General features: G+C 68.8%; 16 protein-coding genes. 8 read left to right on the top strand and 8 right to left on the bottom strand.

Annotation, left to right across the window (positions count from 1 at the left end):
* Positions 1–60: 60 nt before the first annotated feature.
* Positions 61–528, top strand: coding sequence for a MaoC family dehydratase (locus TSH64_RS30390; protein WP_109450806.1), 468 nt, complete (start codon positions 61–63; stop codon positions 526–528).
* A 39-nt stretch (positions 529–567) separates the two neighbouring features.
* Here TSH64_RS30390 and TSH64_RS30385 read toward each other — a convergent pair whose 3' ends face one another.
* Entirely contained in the window at positions 568–1,479 is a 912-nt protein-coding gene (locus TSH64_RS30385) for a response regulator transcription factor (RefSeq protein ID WP_109450803.1), read from the bottom strand.
* Positions 1,476–4,997 (bottom strand): ATP-binding protein, encoded by a 3,522-nt coding sequence (locus tag TSH64_RS30380; RefSeq protein WP_109450801.1) that lies wholly within the window; start codon positions 4,995–4,997, stop codon positions 1,476–1,478. The genes TSH64_RS30385 and TSH64_RS30380 overlap by 4 nt, the downstream gene beginning before the upstream one ends.
* 432 nt (positions 4,998–5,429) lie before the next feature.
* Between TSH64_RS30380 and TSH64_RS30375 the strand changes: the two genes are divergently transcribed.
* Both TSH64_RS30375 and TSH64_RS30370 read left to right on the top strand, forming a co-directional pair.
* The gene (locus TSH64_RS30375) at positions 5,430–6,572 is read left to right on the top strand and encodes a histidine kinase dimerization/phosphoacceptor domain -containing protein (protein WP_109450799.1); all 1,143 of its coding nucleotides are present in this window, start codon (positions 5,430–5,432) and stop codon (positions 6,570–6,572) included.
* Between the two features lie 19 nt (positions 6,573–6,591).
* Positions 6,592–7,026: a DUF1636 domain-containing protein gene (locus TSH64_RS30370; protein WP_109450797.1), complete on the top strand. Its 435-nt coding sequence runs from the start codon at positions 6,592–6,594 to the stop codon at positions 7,024–7,026.
* A gap of 27 nt (positions 7,027–7,053) precedes the next feature.
* Here the strand turns inward: TSH64_RS30370 and TSH64_RS30365 are convergent, their stop codons facing one another.
* On the bottom strand, positions 7,054–7,530 hold the full coding sequence (locus TSH64_RS30365; RefSeq protein WP_109450795.1) for a hypothetical protein: 477 nt from the start codon (positions 7,528–7,530) through the stop codon (positions 7,054–7,056).
* Between the two features lie 133 nt (positions 7,531–7,663).
* Positions 7,664–8,242, bottom strand: a complete 579-nt coding sequence (locus tag TSH64_RS30360; RefSeq protein ID WP_109450793.1) for a TetR/AcrR family transcriptional regulator — start codon at positions 8,240–8,242, stop codon at positions 7,664–7,666.
* Positions 8,243–8,463: 221 nt separating this feature from the next.
* Between TSH64_RS30360 and TSH64_RS30355 the strand changes: the two genes are divergently transcribed.
* Entirely contained in the window at positions 8,464–8,721 is a 258-nt protein-coding gene (locus TSH64_RS30355) for a hypothetical protein (RefSeq protein WP_109450791.1), read from the top strand.
* Positions 8,722–8,766: 45 nt separating this feature from the next.
* Here the strand turns inward: TSH64_RS30355 and TSH64_RS30350 are convergent, their stop codons facing one another.
* The 3 genes from TSH64_RS30350 to TSH64_RS30340 all read right to left on the bottom strand — a co-directional run bounded on the left by TSH64_RS30350 (position 8,767) and on the right by TSH64_RS30340 (position 11,478).
* Entirely contained in the window at positions 8,767–10,071 is a 1,305-nt protein-coding gene (locus TSH64_RS30350; protein WP_109450789.1) for a hemolysin family protein, read from the bottom strand.
* Positions 10,072–10,098: 27 nt separating this feature from the next.
* Positions 10,099–10,770, bottom strand: coding sequence for an exopolysaccharide biosynthesis protein (locus TSH64_RS30345; RefSeq protein WP_247873226.1), 672 nt, complete (start codon positions 10,768–10,770; stop codon positions 10,099–10,101).
* A gap of 276 nt (positions 10,771–11,046) precedes the next feature.
* Positions 11,047–11,478 carry a response regulator gene (locus tag TSH64_RS30340; protein WP_109450785.1) on the bottom strand — a complete coding sequence of 144 codons (432 nt, stop codon included), beginning with the start codon at positions 11,476–11,478 and terminating at the stop codon, positions 11,047–11,049.
* 260 nt (positions 11,479–11,738) lie between these two features.
* Here TSH64_RS30340 and TSH64_RS30335 point away from each other — a divergent pair, with 260 nt between their 5' ends.
* Together TSH64_RS30335 and TSH64_RS30330 are read left to right on the top strand one after the other, a co-directional pair.
* On the top strand, positions 11,739–13,895 hold the full coding sequence (locus TSH64_RS30335; protein ID WP_109450783.1) for an ATP-binding protein: 2,157 nt from the start codon (positions 11,739–11,741) through the stop codon (positions 13,893–13,895).
* A 108-nt stretch (positions 13,896–14,003) separates the two neighbouring features.
* Positions 14,004–14,612 carry a transcriptional regulator gene (locus tag TSH64_RS30330; protein ID WP_109450781.1) on the top strand — a complete coding sequence of 203 codons (609 nt, stop codon included), beginning with the start codon at positions 14,004–14,006 and terminating at the stop codon, positions 14,610–14,612.
* Between the two features lie 45 nt (positions 14,613–14,657).
* On the opposite strand, the gene TSH64_RS30325 is transcribed toward TSH64_RS30330, so the two are convergent.
* Positions 14,658–15,182: a helix-turn-helix transcriptional regulator gene (locus TSH64_RS30325; RefSeq protein ID WP_109450779.1), complete on the bottom strand. Its 525-nt coding sequence runs from the start codon at positions 15,180–15,182 to the stop codon at positions 14,658–14,660.
* Between the two features lie 599 nt (positions 15,183–15,781).
* On the opposite strand from TSH64_RS30325, the gene fliF reads away from it, so the two are divergent.
* Positions 15,782–17,443, top strand: coding sequence for a flagellar basal-body MS-ring/collar protein FliF (gene fliF, locus TSH64_RS30320; RefSeq protein WP_109450777.1), 1,662 nt, complete (start codon positions 15,782–15,784; stop codon positions 17,441–17,443).
* A 62-nt stretch (positions 17,444–17,505) separates the two neighbouring features.
* Positions 17,506–18,282, top strand: coding sequence for a FliH/SctL family protein (locus TSH64_RS30315; RefSeq protein ID WP_109450775.1), 777 nt, complete (start codon positions 17,506–17,508; stop codon positions 18,280–18,282).
* The last annotated feature ends 9 nt before the right edge of the window (positions 18,283–18,291 follow it).

The raw sequence follows: 18,291 nt of genomic DNA, 5'->3' as shown, positions 1-18,291 counted from the left end.
CTCTCCGGCGGCGGCGACAAAGCCCGACCGACAAGACAGACCAATGGGAGAAAAGCGACAATGCCCGGCCGCCATTTCGAGGATTTCCGCATCGGCGAGGTGTTCGACTCGGAAGGGGCGACCCTGACCGAGAGCCAGATCATGGATTTCGCCCTGCGCTTCGACCCGCAGCCCTTCCACATCGACATGGTGGCGGCGGCGGACGGGCCGTTCCAGGGGTTGATCGCCAGCGGCTTCCACACGCTGTCGCTGACCTTCCGGCTGTTCCGCGACATCGGGCTGATCACCGGCACCAGCCTGGGCGGATCGGGCATGGACGAGCTGCGCTGGCTGCGGCCGGTGCGGCCCGGCGACACCATCCGCGTCCGGGCGGAGGTGGTGGAGACGATCCCGTCCCGCCGCGGCGGCCGCGGCACGGTGCGGCTGGCCTACACCACGCTGAACCAGCGCGGCGAGCCGGTGATGACCTGCATCATGAACCACATCATCGCCGGGCGCAGCGGTGCCGAGCCGACGGTCGAGGTCTGACCGCCGCAAGTCGGACCGGCGGCCCCGACGATGGGGCCGTCACGCCCGCGCGGCCAGGGTGCGGATCGCCAGCGCCGCGGCAGACGCGCGGTTCTCCACGCCGAGCTTGGTGAAGACCTGCTCCAGGTGCTTGTTCACCGTGCGCGGGCTGATGCCCAGGATCTCGCCGATGTCGCGGTTGGGCTTGCCGTTGGCGATCCACAGCAGCACCTCCGCCTCCCGCGCGGTGAGGCCGAGAGCGTCGCGCAGCACCGCCTCCTGCCGGCCGGCGGTCGGCTCGCTGAGGCGGAACAGGTACTCGTCGGGGTTGGCCGGGCTGAGATAGGTGAACTCCAGCCGCCGCACCCCCTCGCCGTCCGGCAACTCCGCCGTATAGGTCTCCGCCGCACCGCCGGGGGAGGCCGTCCGGCGCAGGCCGGACAGACCGGCGGCCAGGGCGGAGGCGGCGTCCGACGGCAGGCCGGCCAGCAGCCGCTCCGCCTGCGGGGTGCACCACAGCAGCCGGCCCTCCCCGTCGGTCGCCAGCAGGAAGCGGCCGGTGGCGTCGAGTGCTGCGCGGGCGGCGTAGGCGACGCGGGCGTTGGTCAGATGGACGCGGATGCGGGCGATCAGCTCGTCCACCACGATGGGCTTGGTGACGTAATCGACGCCGCCGGCCTCCAGCCCCTTCACCACATGCTCGGTGTCGCTGAGGCCGGTCATGAAGATGACGGGGATGTGCGACAGGTGGGGGATCTGCTTCAGCCGCCGGCAGGTCTCGAAGCCGTCGAGGCCGGGCATCACCGCATCCATCAGGATCAGGTCCGGCGTGATCTGGCCGACCAGATCCAGAGCGCCCTCGCCATCGATGGCGACCAGCACGGTCAGGTCGGCCTGTTCGATGGCCTCCGTCAGGAATCCCAGCGTGTCGGGGGTGTCGTCCACCACCAGGATCATGTCGCGGCGCTTCATCCGGTCACGGCCCCGTCTTCTGCCAGATCATCGTCCGCCCGCTCGGTGTCGCTCTGCACTGGGTCTCCCTGGGCAGCGTCGCGCTGCGCCACTGCCTCGTCCACCGCACGCATATACCCTTTCAGGTCGAAGGCGCGCACCAGCGTTCGCAGCCGTTCGACGAAGGACGTCGCGGCGCCGTCCTCCGCCTCGATCTCGCGCAGCTTGGCCTCTATCCCGCGAATATAGCCGATCCGCCCGAGCTGGCGCAGGTCGTCGAGATGACGCAGCGCCGACGCCGGCGGGCCGGATACCGGCAGCGGGGCGGGCGGACCGACCGGCGGCTGGATCGGCGCCGAGGCGGGCATGGATGCTTGATCGGCCGGCGGCGGGGGCGGGGCAAGCGGTTCCGCCGGTTTTTCCACCGCATGGATCCATTCCAGCCCGGTCAGCGCCTGGAGCCGGTCGAGCAGGGCGTGGATTTCGATGGGCTTGGCGACGAAGGCGTCGTGCGGCGCCCGGCCGTCGCCCGGCCCCTGCGCCTCGTAGGCATTGGCCGAGACCATGACGATGCGGATGCGGTCGGCGAACTGCCGGCGCAGTCCCTCCGCCACGTCCCAGCCGCTCTCGCCCGGCATCGAGATGTCGAGCATGGCGACGTCGGGCTTGCACTGCGCCGCCAGCTCCAGGCAGGTGGCGGCGTCGGACGCGGTGAACAGCACGAATCCCAGCGGGCGCAGGATGTCGGTCATCAGCGCCAGATGGTCGCGGTCGTCGTCGGCCAGCAGGATGGTGATCTGCGGCCCGGCATAGCCGGTGATGGCGCGGCGCTCCGCCTGCTCGCCCGGCCGGTGCATCGCCTCCGACAGCAGCAGGCGGACGGTGAAGACGCTGCCCTCCCCCGCCTTGCTGCGCAGCGCGATGTCGCCGCCCATGATCCGGGTCAGCACCCGCGTGATGGTCAGGCCGAGCCCGGTGCCGGCCACCGCCCGCACCGCCGCCCCGCGCCCGCGCTCGAACGGTTCGAAGACGCGGTCCTGATCCTCCTCGCGGATGCCGATGCCGCTGTCGGCGATCTCGAACTCGGCGATCTGGCTGCGGTAGCGGACGGTCAGGGCGACATGGCCGGTTTCGGTGTATTTCACCGCGTTGGACAGCAGGTTGATCAGGATCTGGCGCAGGATCTTGCTGTCGGTGTGGACCCAGGCCGGCAGGTGCGGCACGCGGGCATAGCGGAAGTCCAGCCCCTTGGCCGCGGCCTGGATGCGGAACATGTCGGCCAGCTGGTCGAGGAAGTCGATCAGCTGCACCTTGTCGCGGCTGAGCCGGCGCAGGCCCGATTCGATCTTGGAGATGTCGAGCAGCCCGTCGATCAGGTTCGACAGATGCTCGGCACTGCGGCGGATGACCCGGACGGCATCCTGCGGGCGCTGGGTGCTGTTGCTCTCCAGGAGCTGGGCATAGCCGGATATGGCGTTCAGGGGCGCCCGGATCTCGTGGCTGACGCCGATGATGTAGCGGCTCTTGGCGGCGTTGGCGGCCTCCGCCACCTCCTTGGCCTTTTGCAGGGCGGCGTCGGTGCGTTCGTGGGCGGCGATCTCGTCCATCAGCATGGCGGTCTGTCGGCCGGTCTCCTCCTCCGCCTTGCGGCGGCTCTCATGGGCCAGCACCAGGAGCCAGGCGGCGACGCCGGACAGGATGAACAGGCAGACGAAGACGGAGACCAGCGCGGTGTGGATCGCCGCCCGCTCCGCCGCCTCGGCATTGGCGTACTGGAAGTCGATGACCACCAGCACCCCGCCCAGCACCAGCGAGAACAGCGTCATCACCCCGATGAAATGGCCGGTGCGGGTGTGGACGCCGGCGGCCATCCGCTTCGGCAGCACCCGTTGCAGGCTGCGGGCGATCTGGTCGGCGAAGCGGCTGTCGGTCTTGCACAGGTCGTGGCAGCGCGCCTCCAGCGTGCAGCAGAGCGAGCAGATCGGCGCGTCGTAGGCCGGACAGAAGGCCATGTCCTGCCGCTCGAACGGGTTCTCGCAGATCGAGCAGCGGATGGTCGCGGCGTCGCCGGGCAGCCGGTCGGACTTGCGGGCGATGTAATAGCGGCCCTTGGTCCTCCAGGCGATCAGCGGGGCGGCGGCGAAGGCGACGACCAGCCCGATGAAGGGGGCCAGCGCCTGGGCAACCGGGCCGAGAAGGCCGAAGAAGGCGGTGGTGGAGCACAGCACCGACAGGCCCATGGCGCCGGTGCCGACCGGGTTGATGTCGTAGAGGTGGGCGCGCTTGAACTCGATCCCCGGCGGGCTGAATCCCAAGGGCTTGTTGACGGCCAGATCGGCGGCGACCGCCCCCAGCCAGCCAACCGCGACGTTGGCGTAGAGGCCGAGGATGCTCTCGATCACGCCGAGGATGCCGATCTCCATCAGCAGCAGGGCCAGCAGCACGTTGAACACCAGCCAGACGACGCGGCCGGGGTGGCTGCGGGTCAGGCGGGAGAAGAAGTTCGACCAGGCGATGGAGCCGGCATAGGCGTTGGTGACGTTGATCTTCATCTGGCAGACGACGACGAAGATGCCGGTCAGCGCCAGCGCCGCGGCGGGCGAGCCGAACACGTCGAGGAAGGCCATGTGGTACAGGCTGTTGGGCTGCACCGCATCCTCCAGCGGCAACCCATGCTTGATGGCGAGGAAGGCCAGCAGCGATCCCGCCGCCAGCTTCAGGCTGCCGATCAGCACCCAGCCCGGCCCACCGGCCAGCATCGCCGCCCACCAGCGGATCCTGCCGATGCGGGCCTGCGAGGGCAGGAAGCGCAGATAGTCGACCTGCTCGCCGATCTGCGGCAGCAGCGAGAGCAGGACCGACGCCGCCATGCCGAAGGGCAGCAGCGACAGCCCGCCGTCGGGGGCGTAGACGCCGGGCAGCGAGGTCCATTGCGCCAGCGTCTCGCGGTCGAGCAGGAAGAAATAGGTCAGCGGCACGCATTGCAGCAGGATCCACACCGGCTGCGTCGCCCATTGCATGCGGCTGATGAAGCGAATGCCGTAGACGGCGATGGGGATCACCGCCAACGAGCTGATGACATGGGCGACCGAGGCCGGGATGCCCAGCACCATGGTCAGCCCGGCCGACATGATGCTGGCCTCGATGGAGAACAAAATGAAGGTGAAGGAGGCGTAGACCAGCGAGGTGATGGTCGAGCCGAGATAGCCGAAGCCGGCGCCGCGGGCCAGCAGGTCGATGTCCACCCCGGCCTTGGCCGCATGGTAGGTGATCGGCAGCCCGACCAGGATGCTGAGCAGCGCCACCGCCAGGATGGCGGCCATGGCATTCTCGAAGCCGTAGGTCAGGGTGACGGCGGCGCCGAGCGCCTCGCAGGCGAGGAAGGAAATGGCGCCGAGTGCGGTGTTGGCGACGCGCCAGGCGCTCCAGCGACGCGCCCGCTCCGCGGTGTAGCGGAGCGCGTAGTCCTCCAGCGTCTGGTCGGCGGCGAGCTGGTTGTATTGCCGGCGTTCACGGACGATCCGTTGCCTCGCGCTCATGCCCGTCCGCCGTTCCCGCCCGTCGCCCCCGATGGCCCGCATCGTCGGGAGTTTCGGGGTGGTTGGCAAGGCGGAAGCGATCCGGCCGGCCTGACATCGCGATCCATGCCATTCGGCACGGGCACCTCCCCGTTCGCATGCCGCCCTTCACACGCCGCGCCGGCACCGGCCTGCGCCGGACGGCCGCCAGAGGCGTATGCGCAAAGCCGGCCGCGGCGTATTCGCGGCGAAGAGGACTTCCAATCCAACCGATCCCAATCCAACCGATCCCACATGGAGCAAGCCGGAAGAGAATGACAGACTCTGTAGCAAGCAGTGTTATCGCAACTGCGCACTGGTCTCTTTTCCAAGGCGCGGACCTGTTGGTCGATCTCTGCCACCCCGGATGGCAGAGAAGCGGGATCATTTTTCAACCATGGATTTATCCTTGTCATGACTCAAAGCATGGTTCCCAGCGCCGATCCGGACCGCCTCGCCGCCCTGCACCGCTATGAAATCCTCGACACGCCGCACGAACCGGGATTCGATCAGATCGTGGCGCTGGCGTCCCATATCTGCGACGCCCCGATCGCCGTCATCAACCTGATCGAGGACAAACGCCAATGGTTCAAGGCGGAAGTCGGCCTCGGCATCCGGGAAACCCCGCTCGACATATCGATCTGCCGCCATTTCCTGGCCCAGCCGGGGGTGACCGTCGTCCCCGACATGCTCGGCGATGACCGGCTCTGCGCCAACCCGCTGGTCGGGGCCGGCGAGGGTCTGCGATTCTATGCGGGCTGCCTGCTCCAATCCCGGGACGGGCACGGCATCGGAACGCTGTGCGTCCTGGACCGGCGCGCCCGCGACCTGAGCGAGGGACAGCGCTTTGCGCTGAAGGCGCTCGCCGACCAGGTGATGGCGCAGATGGAACTCCGTCTGGCCCTGAAGCAGAAGGCCCGGCTGCTGGAGCAGAAGGAAACGCTCCTGAAGGAGGTCAATCACCGGACCAAGAACAACCTTCAGCTGATCAGCAGCATCATCCAGCTCCAGCTCCGCACGCTGCAGGATCCGTCGGCGCGGGAGGCCCTGCTCGACACCAGCAGCCGCATCCGCAGCATGGCGACGCTGCACGAGCGGCTCTACCGGGCCGACGAGGCCGACAGCGTGGATCTCGCGAATTTTCTCGAAACCCTGGCCCAGGGGTTCCAGAGCACGGCGCCGGAGGGCATCACCTTCAGCGTGGACGCCGTCTCCCTTGCGGTTTCCCTCGACAATGCGGTACCGATCTCGCTCATCGTCAATGAACTTGCGACCAACGCGATCAAGTACGCCTATCGCGACACCGGCGGCGGGGAGATCAGGATCACCCTGGAGCGGACGGACGGGAAGGCTGGCTTGCTGGTCAGGGATTTCGGACAGGGATTGCCGGCCGACTTCGACATACGGCGCGGCCGTTCGCTGGGCATGCGGGTCATCCTGGCGTTGGCGGGACAGCTGGGTGCCGACATCTCGATGCGGAACGCCCATCCCGGAGTCGAGTGCCGCCTGAGCTTCGCCCCGCAGCATGTCCAGGCGGCGGACCGCAGCGGACAATGAGCATCAGGAAAGCGAATTCATGACCGTCGAGACCAGGACCGTCGAGACCAGGACCGCCCAGACCAGGACCGCCCAGACCAGGACCGTCGAGCTTGTCGTCTGCGAGACCTGCCGCCGTCCGGAAGACCCGCCCGACGCCGTCCGGCCGGGGGCCGAGCTGGTGGCGCTGATGGAGCGGGCGCTGGCCGATCAGCCCGATCTGGCCGCCTCGGTGCGTCTGCGGCCGATGCGATGCCTGATGAGCTGCAAGCGCCCCTGCGCCGTCGCGGTGCGTTCGCCCACGCGGATGAGCTATGTGCTGGGCGACTTCGCCCCGGACGAGATGACGGTGGAGACGCTGACCGCTTACCTGCGCGCCTATGCCGCCACCGGGGACGGCATCGTTCCGTTCAAGCAATGGCCGCAGGGCGTCAAGGGCCGTTTCGTTTCCCGCCTGCCGCCGCTGGAGGACTGAACCGCGGCCCCCACCGGGGGAGACGGTTTATTGCCGGCGTCTCGCCAGATGGACGATCTGGGCGGTCAGCCCGATGACGAGGAGGACCGCCAAGGCACCCTGGGCGCCCAGCAACAGCGGCGACTTCAGGTCGGTCACCAGGGGGTGGCCGTCCGGAACCCGGCGCAGGATTTCGCTGACCGTCGGCACCATCAGCAGAAAGGCGCTGACGCTGAGGCAGACGGTCTCGACGTAGCGGGCCGCACGCCCCGCCGCCGCTATCCACCCGACCGCATAGCCCGCAAGCAGCAGCAGGATCGTCACGGCACCGATGCCGACGCTCACGGACTGGTGGGCGACGAGAAAGACCGTCGAGGCGCCGATCAGCATGGACGCGAAATAGACGGCACCCGGAAGGGAGCGCGGAACGATCCGGCCGTGGCGGGCGAACATGTAGGCCGCCACCGGGATGGCTGGCAGGCTGCCGAGCGTATGAACCCAGCCAATCGGAGAAATTCCGAACATCGGCGATTTCCTTTCAGGGTCAGAGGGGCGGGAGGGCCGGCAGGACAGGCCCCGCCTCAAGGGACGTTAACGCTACCTACTGGTTGGTAGGCTGCGGGGTCAAGCGTTTGCCCGGCGGGCAAGGCCGCCGCTTTCACGCGGCGATCCGCTCCAGCAGGGGACGGGTTATGGCGCCGAAGGCCGTGGCGTCGCCGTAGGCACGGGCCGACAGCATCGCGCCATGCGTGGTCGCCATGAACATCTCGGCGTCGGCCCGGGCGGTTCCGGACAGGCGGAGGCGGCCTTGGGCGGCGCCGCGTTCGAGAACGCCCGTCAACCAGTCGGCGAGCCGACGGAAATGGGCCCGCACCTCAACGGCGACCTCGTCCGGCAGAACCGGGATTTCGCCCGCAAGCAGCGCGCAGACGCAGAAGGGGGCGGCCGTATCGGCGAAACACCGCTCCCAATAGCCGAGATAGGCGCGAAGTTGATCGAGCGGATCGGGGATGGCCTGTTCCAACTGGGCCAGTCCGGCCGCAGCCTCCTCCCGATACCGCGCAACGAGCACGCGGACCAGATCGGATTTGCTGGGAAAATGATGGTGAATGCTCGCCGTTCGGATGCCGACGACCTTGGAAATGTCGGCATAGCTGAAACTGTTGTAGCCACCCCTGACGATGAGGGAGCGCGCACAGTCGAGAATATCGTCGGCTCTGGTCGATTGCGTGTTCATGCAGAGAGCCTACCAACTAGTAGGGAGTTCGTCAATATGGAGTGAGTGTCGTAGGGGGGCAGGGACAGAGGACGGCTTCGGGGAGCGGCCCCAACCGGCACGCGGCACCTAAGCCCTTCCCCTTGCCGCTGAAGGATGGGTTTGACAGACCAAGGTGGCGTTCCGATAATTGTTTGTCAGACCAACAGAGTTCGCCCATTGCGGGCGAGGAGGAGCGCCCGATGAAGGTCGACCCCGAGGTCCTGAACTGTGCCACCGGCCTGCTGCACATGGCGCGCGAGGCGGAGCGGTCCAACGGCTGGGAGGCCGGCGACCTTCTGCGCACCACGCTGCGCCTGCTGGTGGTGGCCGGCGCCGACGGCCATGGCTGGAGCGCGACCGACCTGTCGGAGGAGGTCCGCGATCTGGTCGAGGCGGTGCGGATGACCAAGGGTGACGGGGGGATGCGCTTCCGCGGCGGGGAGACGGCGCTGCATTGAGGGGGGCGCCGGTCTTTCCGCCCCCTCCCCAGCCCTCCCCAGCCCTCAGCCCTCGGACACCTCCGGGTTCAGCTGGATCAGCACCTTGTCGATGCGGCGGCCGTCCATGTCGACGACCTCGAAGCGGATGCCGTTCCAGTGGAAATGCTCGGCCGCGGTCGGGACATGACCGAACCGGTCGAGCAGGAAGCCGGCGATGGTGTGGAAATCGCCCTCCCCCTTCATGTTCTTGACGCCGACCAGCGCCTCGACCTCTTCGACCGGGGTCATGCCGTCGACCAGCCAGCTGCCGTCCTCGCGCTGGACGGCGCCGGCCTCGCCTTCCTGGGTGCTGTCGGGCAGCTCGCCGGCGATGGCCTCCAGGATGTCGGTCATGGTGACCAGGCCCTCGACGCTGCCATATTCGTCGACCACCACCGCCATGTGGACGCTGGCCTGCTTGAACAGGTCGAGCAGGCGGAAGACCGGCGTGCCGTCATGGACGACCAGCGGCTGGACCATCGCCGTCCGCAGGTCGAAGGTGATCCCCTTCAAGGACTGGTCGAGCAGCGCCTTGGTCGCGACGATGCCCTGCACCTCGTCGACGTCGCCGCGGCAGACCGGGAAGCGGGAATAGCCGCTCTCGCAGATCTCGCGCGCCAAGGTTTCGGGGCTGTCGTCGATGTCGAGCCACATCAGGTCGGGGCGCGGGGTCATGATCGACCGCACGGTGCGGTCGGACAGGTGCATCACCCCCTCGATCATCTGGCGTTCGGCCGGCTCGAAGACGCCGCTCTGGGTGCCTTCGGCGATCAGGGTCTTGACCTCCTCCTCCGTCACCGTCTGCTCGCGCGAGGTGGGCAGGCGCAGGAGCTTCAGCACCGCGTCGCTCGACACGCCGAGCAGCCAGACCACCGGGGCCGACAGGCGCGACACCGTGCGCATCGGGGCGGCGACCAGCGAGGCGATCCGCTCCGACGAGATCAGCGCCACCCGCTTGGGCACCAGTTCGCCGATGATCAGGGAGAAATAGGTGATGGCGGCGACCACCAGGGCGAACGCCACGGTGTGGCCGTAGGGGGCGATCCAGGCGACCTGTTCGTCCAGCACGCCGCCGAGCCGTTCGGCGAGCGTGGAGCCGCCATAGGCGCCGGCGATGATGCCGGTCAGGCTGATGCCGACCTGCACGGTGGACAGGAAGCGGCTCGGGTCTTCCGACAGCTCCAGGGCCGCGCGGGCACCGGCGCCGCCCTTCTCCTCGGCCATCTGCTGAAGCCGGGCGCGGCGCGCCGACACCAGCGCCATCTCCGACATCGCGAAGAAGGCGTTGAGCAGGATCAGCAGGACGATGACCAACAATTCCCAAATCATGGCTTTGTGCCCTTTGGGGGCGCTCCCTCAACCGATCAGTTGTTGCGCCACGGCGACCGCCGCCTGCCCGAGACCGAGCAGGACGGCGGCGACGATGACGATGGCAAGAAGGCCGGCGACGAGGCCGGCCGACACGAAGACCCCGTCGGATTCCATCAGCCCCAGCGCGATCAGCGCGATGGCGAGGGCGGGAGGCTGGTTTCCGAAGACGATGGGAAGGGACAGGATGACGGCCAGCACCACCACCGCCAGCCCGAGCAGCCGTTCGGCGGTCGGGCCGGCCATCGCCGGCAGGCGCGGGCGCAGATGGCGCTCCACCCGCTCCGCCCACGGCTTGGCCCGGCGGATCACGCCGAGGAAGGCCTTGCGGTCGAAGCTGGCCGCCAGCATGCGGCGGGGCAGCCAGGGGCTGTGCCGGCCCGCCGCCATCTGGGCGCCGAGCAGGATCATCGGCACGCCGGTGGCGGTCGACAGGCCGGGGACCGGCAGCACGTTGGGAATCGACAGGATCAGCAGCAGAGCGCCGAAGGCGCGGTCGCCCAGCGCATCCATGATCTCGCCGAGCGAGATCTTAGAGCGGTCCTCGCCGAGCGAGATTTTAGAGCGATCCTCGCCGGTCGGGCGGCTTGCCGGGGACGGATCGTCCGGATCGGAACCGCCGGACTCGGCGGCGTCGCCGCGCGTCAGGAAGTCGTCCAACAGATCGGAAACGCGCGCGCAGGACCGGTCCGCGCCGGAGGGGCGTGCGTCTTGCGACCTGGGGGACGACCCGGGAGGTCGATCTTTGCTCACGGCTCTCCCCGAGGCCGGAAACGGGATCGGAGCGGGCCGGGCGAAGGATGGAAGGAACCCATGGACCTTTCGCGTCACGGCGGCAGCAGCCTTCCTTCTACATCAAGGACGGCGAAAGCGCCAGAGCGGGTTGCGGTGCGCAATAAAGCCGCGGGCGGAGCCGCGGGCCGCCGGTCCCGGCCGTCAGCGCTTCTGCATGGCGAAGGTCAGGCGCTTCATCAGGTCGGCCTTCGACACCGGCTTCACCAGATAGCCGGAGATGCCGTAGGCGATGGCGCGCTTGACCACGTCGGCCTCGCGGTGGCCGGTCAGCACCAGAACCGGCAGGTCGGCCAGCGGGTTGCCGGTGGCGGTGCGCAGCGCGTGCAGCAGGTCCAGCCCGCCCATGCGCGGCATTTCCAGGTCGCAGATCACCAGGTCGATGTCCTCGCTGTTCACCCGCAGCATTTCGAGCGCCTTTATGCCGTCCGCCGCCTCGAACACCGTGCGGAGCCCGATGTCGTGCAGCAGCCGGTAGATCAGCTTGCGGGTGAAGTCGTCATCCTCGACCAGAAGAACACCGAGATCCTGTATCGTCCGAACCTGGCGGGTCCGGTTGCCTGCCTCCACCACCATGACGCTCTCCGCTCCGCCAAAGTTCTCCGGCCGCCATCGGCATGGCCGGTCCGCACAGTTTTCGGATTGCAGTGTTGCACAGTCGTTAACGGAATCGCCATGAGGTGGCGATAGAAAATGTTTCGCATGCTTTGTCTGCCCGTCCGGCCCGCATGGCCGGGTCTGCTGGCCGGGCCCTCCAGCCGGGCAATGGCAATCGGCCCCGCGACCGCTTATCCTGTCCCCTCGCGCGCTCTTTTTGAACCGACCGGGATCCGCCCTTGACCGCGCCGCCCTCCTCCCCAACGACGTTCTTCGGCGGCTCGCCCGATGCCGCGATGCTGGCCGCCGTGGTCGAGACCAGCGGGGCCGGCCTCGTCGTGTCCGACGCCACCCGGCCCGACCATCCCATCGTCTATTGCAACCGCGCCTTCCTGGACATGATCGGCTACGAGGCCGGCGAGGTGATCGGGCGCAACGGCGATTTCCTGCAAGGGCCCGACACCGATCCGGACACCGCGGCGGCGATCCGCGCCGCCTTGGCGGAGGCGCGCCCCCTGTCGGTGGAGGTGCTGAACTACCGCAAGGACGGCAGCGCCTTCTGGAACGCGCTGACCCTGCGGCCGGTGCCGGAAGCAGGGGGGCCGTCCGACGGCCGGGCGCGCTGGATCGCCGGCTCCTGCGCCGACGTGACCCAGAGCCGCCGGTCGCAGGAGGAGCTGCGCGCCGCCGAGGACCAGCTGACCCGGCTGGCGGCCGAGACCTTCGCCCTGGCCGAGAAGCTGGACGGCGCGCGCGAGGATGCGGAGGCCGCCCGCATCGCGGCGGAGAATGCCAGCAGCGCCAAGTCACGCTTCCTGGCGATGATGAGCCACGAGTTGCGCACGCCGATGACCGCGGTGATCGGCATGGGCGACCTGCTGATGGGCACCGGGCTGAACGACCAGCAGAAGGCCTTCGTCAGGACGCTGCGGTCGTCGGCCGACACGCTGATGACCATCCTGAACGACGTGCTGGATTTCTCGAAGATCGAGGCTGGGCAGCTGACGCTGGAGGAGATCGACTTCTCCCTGCCCCGGCTGGTGGACGACGTGGTCCAGCTGTTCCTGGTGCGGGCGGCGGCCAAGGGGCTGAGCCTGTCGGCCTCCATCGCCGACGACACGCCGCGCCACATCCGCGGCGACCCGACCCGGCTGCGGCAGGTGCTGTTCAACCTGGTGTCCAACGCCATCAAGTTCACCGACCGCGGCAGCATCGAGATCGCCGTCTGGTCGCCGGATCCCCCCGCCGACCCGCTCACCGGTGCGGCACCGGCCGATGCGCCCGTCACCCTGCGGTTCGAGGTGGAGGACAACGGCATCGGCATGACGGAGGAGCAGCGCGCCCGCCTGTTCGACGCCTTCGTCCAGGCCGACGTGTCGACCAGCCGCAAATATGGCGGCACCGGCCTGGGGCTGGCGATCTGCAAGCGGCTGGTGGAGGCGATGGGCGGCGGGATCACCGTCGCCAGCACGCCCGGCCGCGGCTCCACCTTCCGCTTCTCGATCCTCAGCCGGCTGGCGGAGGCGCCGCCGGTCGGCGAGCTGGGAGCCCGCCCGGCGCTCCCCGGGGCGGCCGAGACGCCGGAGCAGACGCAAGTGCCGCTGCGGCTGCTGCTGGCCGAGGACAACGACATCAACCGCATGCTGGTCGTCGCCATGATGTCCCGCATCGGCCACCGGATCGACGCGGTGACCGACGGGCGCGCGGCGCTGGACGCGCTGGCGGCGGCGACCGACTACGACGCGCTGATCCTCGACATGGAGATGCCGGTGCTCGACGGGCGGTCGACCGCGCGGGCGATCCGGCGGATGGACGGGCCGGTCGCGCGCATCCCCATCGTCGGGCTGTCGGCCGACGCCCTGCCGGAGCATCGCGACGGCCATCTGGCCGCTGGGCTCGACGCCTATCTGACCAAGCCGATCGACTGGGACCAGCTGAATGCCGTGCTGGTCGATCTGGCGACGCGGCCGCAGGAGGGGCGCGTGGTGCCGGTGCCCAGCCGGCCGCCGGCCGCCGGCGGCCATTTCTCGGCCCTGCCGCTGGTCGACCGGGTGAAGCTGGCCGAACTGCGGCTGGCGCTGGGCGGCGAGGCGCTGGACGGGATGCTGCAGCTGCTGCCGGAGACGGCACTGCGCGAGCTGACGGCGATCCGCTCCGCTCTGCAGGCCGGCAGGCCGAAGGAGCTGAAGCAGGCCGCCCACACGCTGGCCGGGCTTGCCGCCAATTTCGGCACGCCGCGCATGGCCGCCATCGCGCGGGCCATCAACGACAGCCCGGCCGACACCGACAAGGTCGCAGCCTTGCTGCCCCTGCTGGAAACCACCGTCGCCGCCACAAGCAGCCTGGTGCGCGATCCGGCGGACAGTATCCCCTCTCCCCCCCGGGGAGAGGGTTAGGGTGAGGGGGGCGCACTGCGTGCCCGACCCGAGAATCCTCGCTGTGCATCCCCCTCACCCCGACCCTCTCCCCGGGGGGGAGAGGGGGATTTTTCAGAGACCAGGACCATGAAGAAAGCAACGCCGAAGCGGCGCGGCGGGTCGCCGCGCATCATCCATCCCGACCAGTTCGATCTGCTCGACGTGCCCGAGCCGACGGCGGTCATGATCACCTATTCGGGGCGCACCGTCGATCTGGAGAACCCGGACTTCGGCCCCTTCGACATCGAGGACATCGCACGCCCGCTGGCCTACCAGTGCCGGTTCGTCGGCAACACCCAGCGCTTCTTCAGCGTGGCCCAGCATTGCGTGCTGGCCAGCCGGCTGGCGCCGGAGGGCTATGCCTACGACGCGCTGATGCATGACTGCGAGGAGGCCTTCACCGGCGACTGGCCGACGCCGTGGAAGGTGCGGATCGGCCGCGACGCCATCCGGCAGGCGGTGGAGCCGATCAAGAGCGCGCTCGCCCTGCGCTTCGGCTTCCGCCATCCGGAGCCGAAAGCGGTCAAGCTGGCCGACCAGCGGGCGCTGGCGACCGAGCTGCGCGACCTCTGCGCGCCGCACCGCGTCAACTGGCGCGACCTGCCGGACCCCGACGAGGCCGCCATCCTGCCGCTCGGCCCGGAAGAGGCGCTGGCCGACTTCCTGGACCATTACCGGCGGCTGAAGCCGGCCTGAACGCTTCCGGGCGGTTTCAGGCACAGGTCTTCCAGGCAGACGGCCTCAGGCGTGGCCGCCCTGCTCCGCCCGGCGGCCGCGGCCGCGGCTGGAGGCCGATGCCCGGCTGGAGGTTGCTCCGCCGCCGGCAGAGGCACCGCCGTCGGCCTGCTGCTCGGCGCAGCGCTCGGCCAGCTCGCGGATGGCGGCCCGGATCTGCGGATCGCGGATGCTCTGGAAATAGCGCGCCAGCATCAGCGCCTCGCGCGATTGCAGGGTGTTCTCCTGCTCCTCGCCGCCGCCCGCCGCCGGCACTTCGCCGCCCTCGGCCGCCGGCTGGCGGTTCTCCAGCCCTTCGAAGAAGACGGAGACGGGGACACGGAAGAACTGGCCCAGCTTGAACAGGCGGCTGGAGGACACGCGGTTGAAGCCGCGCTCGTATTTCTGCAATTGCTGGAAGGTCAGCCCCAGCGCCGAGGCGACGTCGCTCTGGCTGAGCCCCGCGAGCATGCGCAGTTCCCGCAGGCGCTGGCCGACGAACACATCGACCTCGTTCAGGCCTTCCTTCTTCTCGCGGCCACGCCGTTTCATCGCTCTTCCCCTTCGATCCTGTACTGGTCCCGGCAGCCGATTATTCCCGCCGCCGGCCAGTGGGCCGGTCGGCACCCGCCTCGAAGCACCGCTTCCGGCGGCCGAGCCTGGAAACACCTCGCCGGGAAGACGAATCGGCCGGTTTCGGGCATGGAATGCAACTCAGCTATGATCGGGTGTTGCCGATGTCAACCTTGGCTGGACCAGATACCTCTTTTGGGCAGGCGCCTGTTCGCGGGAATCGGCCTGTTGGTCATAGGACCGCACTCTTCTCGCGCATTACGCGGTATGATTTTACCGAAAGTCGCGCAATCGGTGTCGCGCCGCCCATGCCGTGGCTTGGCTGCGTCATTGTGACCCAAGGTTGCGAAACCCGCTGTGGCGCCGCGGTCGCAGGGCTGCAACATTTGCGGAGCACTAGGCATATTTTGCCGGGCGCCCGGCAAAAACTGCCGCCGATTAACCCTCTCTTCATCAAGACGCCGCAGCATGCCCCAACGTAGGCAAGACCGGCGCGGAACTTGCACAAACCGTTTCGCAATCGCGAACGGAGACTGTGTGGAGACCATGCCGGAAAGACTTCCGATCGGGGACCGCGCGTGAACAACCTGCTGCAGACCTTGCGCAATCTCGGGCCCGCCCGCCTCGCGGCGATCGGCGGCGTCGGGCTCTTGCTGATCGGATTCTTCGTCTATCTGACCACCCGGCTCTCCACACCGGAGATGGAACTTCTCTATTCCGAACTCCAGCAGACGGAAGCGGCGGCCATCGCCAAGAAGCTGGACGAGGCCAAGGTCCCCTACAGCGTCGACAAGTCCGGCACCAAGATCATGGTCCCGGCCGATCAGGTCGGGCCGATGCGCATGCGCATGGCGGCGCAGGGCCTGCCGTCCGGCGGTTCGGTCGGCTACGAGCTGTTCGACAAGGGCGAAGGCTTCGGCGCCACCAGCTTCATGCAGAACATCAACCACCTGCGCGCGCTGGAAGGCGAGATGGCGCGCACGGTGCAGACGCTGAACGGCGTGCAGCAGGCCCGCGTCCATCTGGTGCTGCCCAAGCGCGAGCTGTTCGCCCGCCAGCAGAACCCGGCGACCGCCAGCGTCTTCCTGAAGCTGCGCCCCGGCACCCAGCTGAGCCGCGAGAACATCCAGGCGATCCAGCAGCTGATCGCCGCCTCGGTGCCCAACCTCGACCCCGGCCGCATCTCCATCGTCGACGACAAGGGCAAGCTGCTGGCCCGCGGCACCGGCAACGACAGCGCCGAGGCGATGGCGGCCAACGCGGAAGAGAAGAAGCAGGCCTATGAGGGCCGGCTGGCCCGCACCGTCGAGGATCTGCTGGGCCGCACGCTGGGCTACGGCAAGGTCCGGGCGGAGGTGTCCGCCGACCTCGACTTCGACCGAATCACCACCCAATCGGAAATCTTCGATCCGGAAAGCCAGGTCGTCCGCTCCACCCAGACCGTCAACGAATCGAACGAGAGCAGCGACCGCGACCCGCTGGCCCCGGTGACGGTTGACCAGAACCTGCCCACGGCCCAGGCGAGCAGCAGCGCCAGCCCGCTGTCCTCGAACAAGTCGAACCGCGCCGAAGAGACGATCAACTACGAGATCACCAAGACCACCAAGTCGCATGTCCGCGAGGCGGGCCAGGTCCGCCGCCTGTCGGTCGCGGTGCTGGTGGACGGCACCTATCAGCTCTCCAAGGACGCACCGCCGGCCTACCAGCCGCGCAGCGAGCAGGAGATCGAGAGCATCAAGGCGCTGGTGCGCTCCGCCGTCGGGCTGGACGCCGTGCGCGGCGACTCGTTGGAGGTGATCAACATGCGCTTCTGGTCGCCCGAGGACGACATCCAGAAGCCGGAAGAGCTGTTCATGGGCATGACCAAGGACGACCTGTTCCGCATCGCGGAGATGGTGGTCCTGGGCATCGTCGCCGTCCTCATCATCCTGCTGGTCATCCGCCCGCTGATCTCCCGCGCCTTCGAGAAGGCGGAGATGCAGGAGGAGGACGAGATGGACCGCCTGCTGACCGATCAGGCCGGCATGCCGGCGGCACTCGCCGCCCCCACCGGCGCGCTGGCCCAGGATCTGGCGCTGGAAGCGGCGCAGGCCGACGAGGAGCTGGAGCAGATGATCGACATCAACCGGGTGGAGGGCCGCGTCCGCGCCTCCTCGCTGCGCAAGGTCGGCGAGATCGTCGACAAGCATCCGGAAGAGGCGGTCTCGATCCTGCGCAACTGGCTCTATCAGGAGAGCTGAGCGATGCCGGTCTCCAAATCCACACCGCTTGAGGCCACCTTGTCCGAAGGGGGATCGCGGCGATGAGTGTGCGCAAATTCCTCTTCGACGAGTCCTTCGACGTGGACGCCGTCCCCCGCATGACCCATGTGGAGGACGACGACCTGCTGCCCGAGGACGAGCTGTCGGCCATGCCGGCGCCCGAGCCGGAGCCGGAACTGCCGCCGGCCCCGACCTTCGGCGAGGAGGAGCTGGCCGCCGCCCGCGCCCAGGGCTATGAGGAGGGCATGGCCGCCGGCAGGTCCGAAGGGACCGCGGCGGGCTACGGCAAGGGATTCACCGACGGCATGACCGCCGGCCAGAACACCGGGTACGAGCGCGGCAGGACGGAGATCGAGGCGACGGTGAACGCCCGCATCGCCAACGCGCTCTCCCAGATCGCCGACGGGGTGGCCCATCTGCTGGCGGCGCACGAGGCGGGCAACGCCGCGCGCAGCGAACAGCCGGTCCATCTGGCGCTCGCCATCGTCCGCAAGCTGCTGCCCGAATGGGCGCGGCGCGGCGGCATGGTCGAGGTGGAGGGAATGGTCCGCGCCTGCCTGACCGACCTGATCGACGAGCCGCGGCTGGTCATCCGGGTGGCGGAGGACACGATGGGGCTGGTCCGCGACCATCTCGACGAGACGGTGGGGGCGCGCGGCTTCGGCGCGAAGCTGATGGTGATCGGCGATCCGTCGGTCGCTCCCGGCGGCTGCCGCATCGAATGGGCCGAGGGCGGCGTGGAGCGGGACACCGCCCAGCTGCTGGACGAAATCGAACGCCGCGCGGCGCACATGCTGGAGGCTCCGGCCCCCGTCTAAGGGGTGACC

This window comes from Azospirillum sp. TSH64 (assembly GCF_003116035.1).
GTDB lineage: Bacteria > Pseudomonadota > Alphaproteobacteria > Azospirillales > Azospirillaceae > Azospirillum.
The sequence above is the reverse complement of the archived record's forward strand: the minus strand, read 5'-3'. Positions and strand labels throughout refer to the sequence as shown.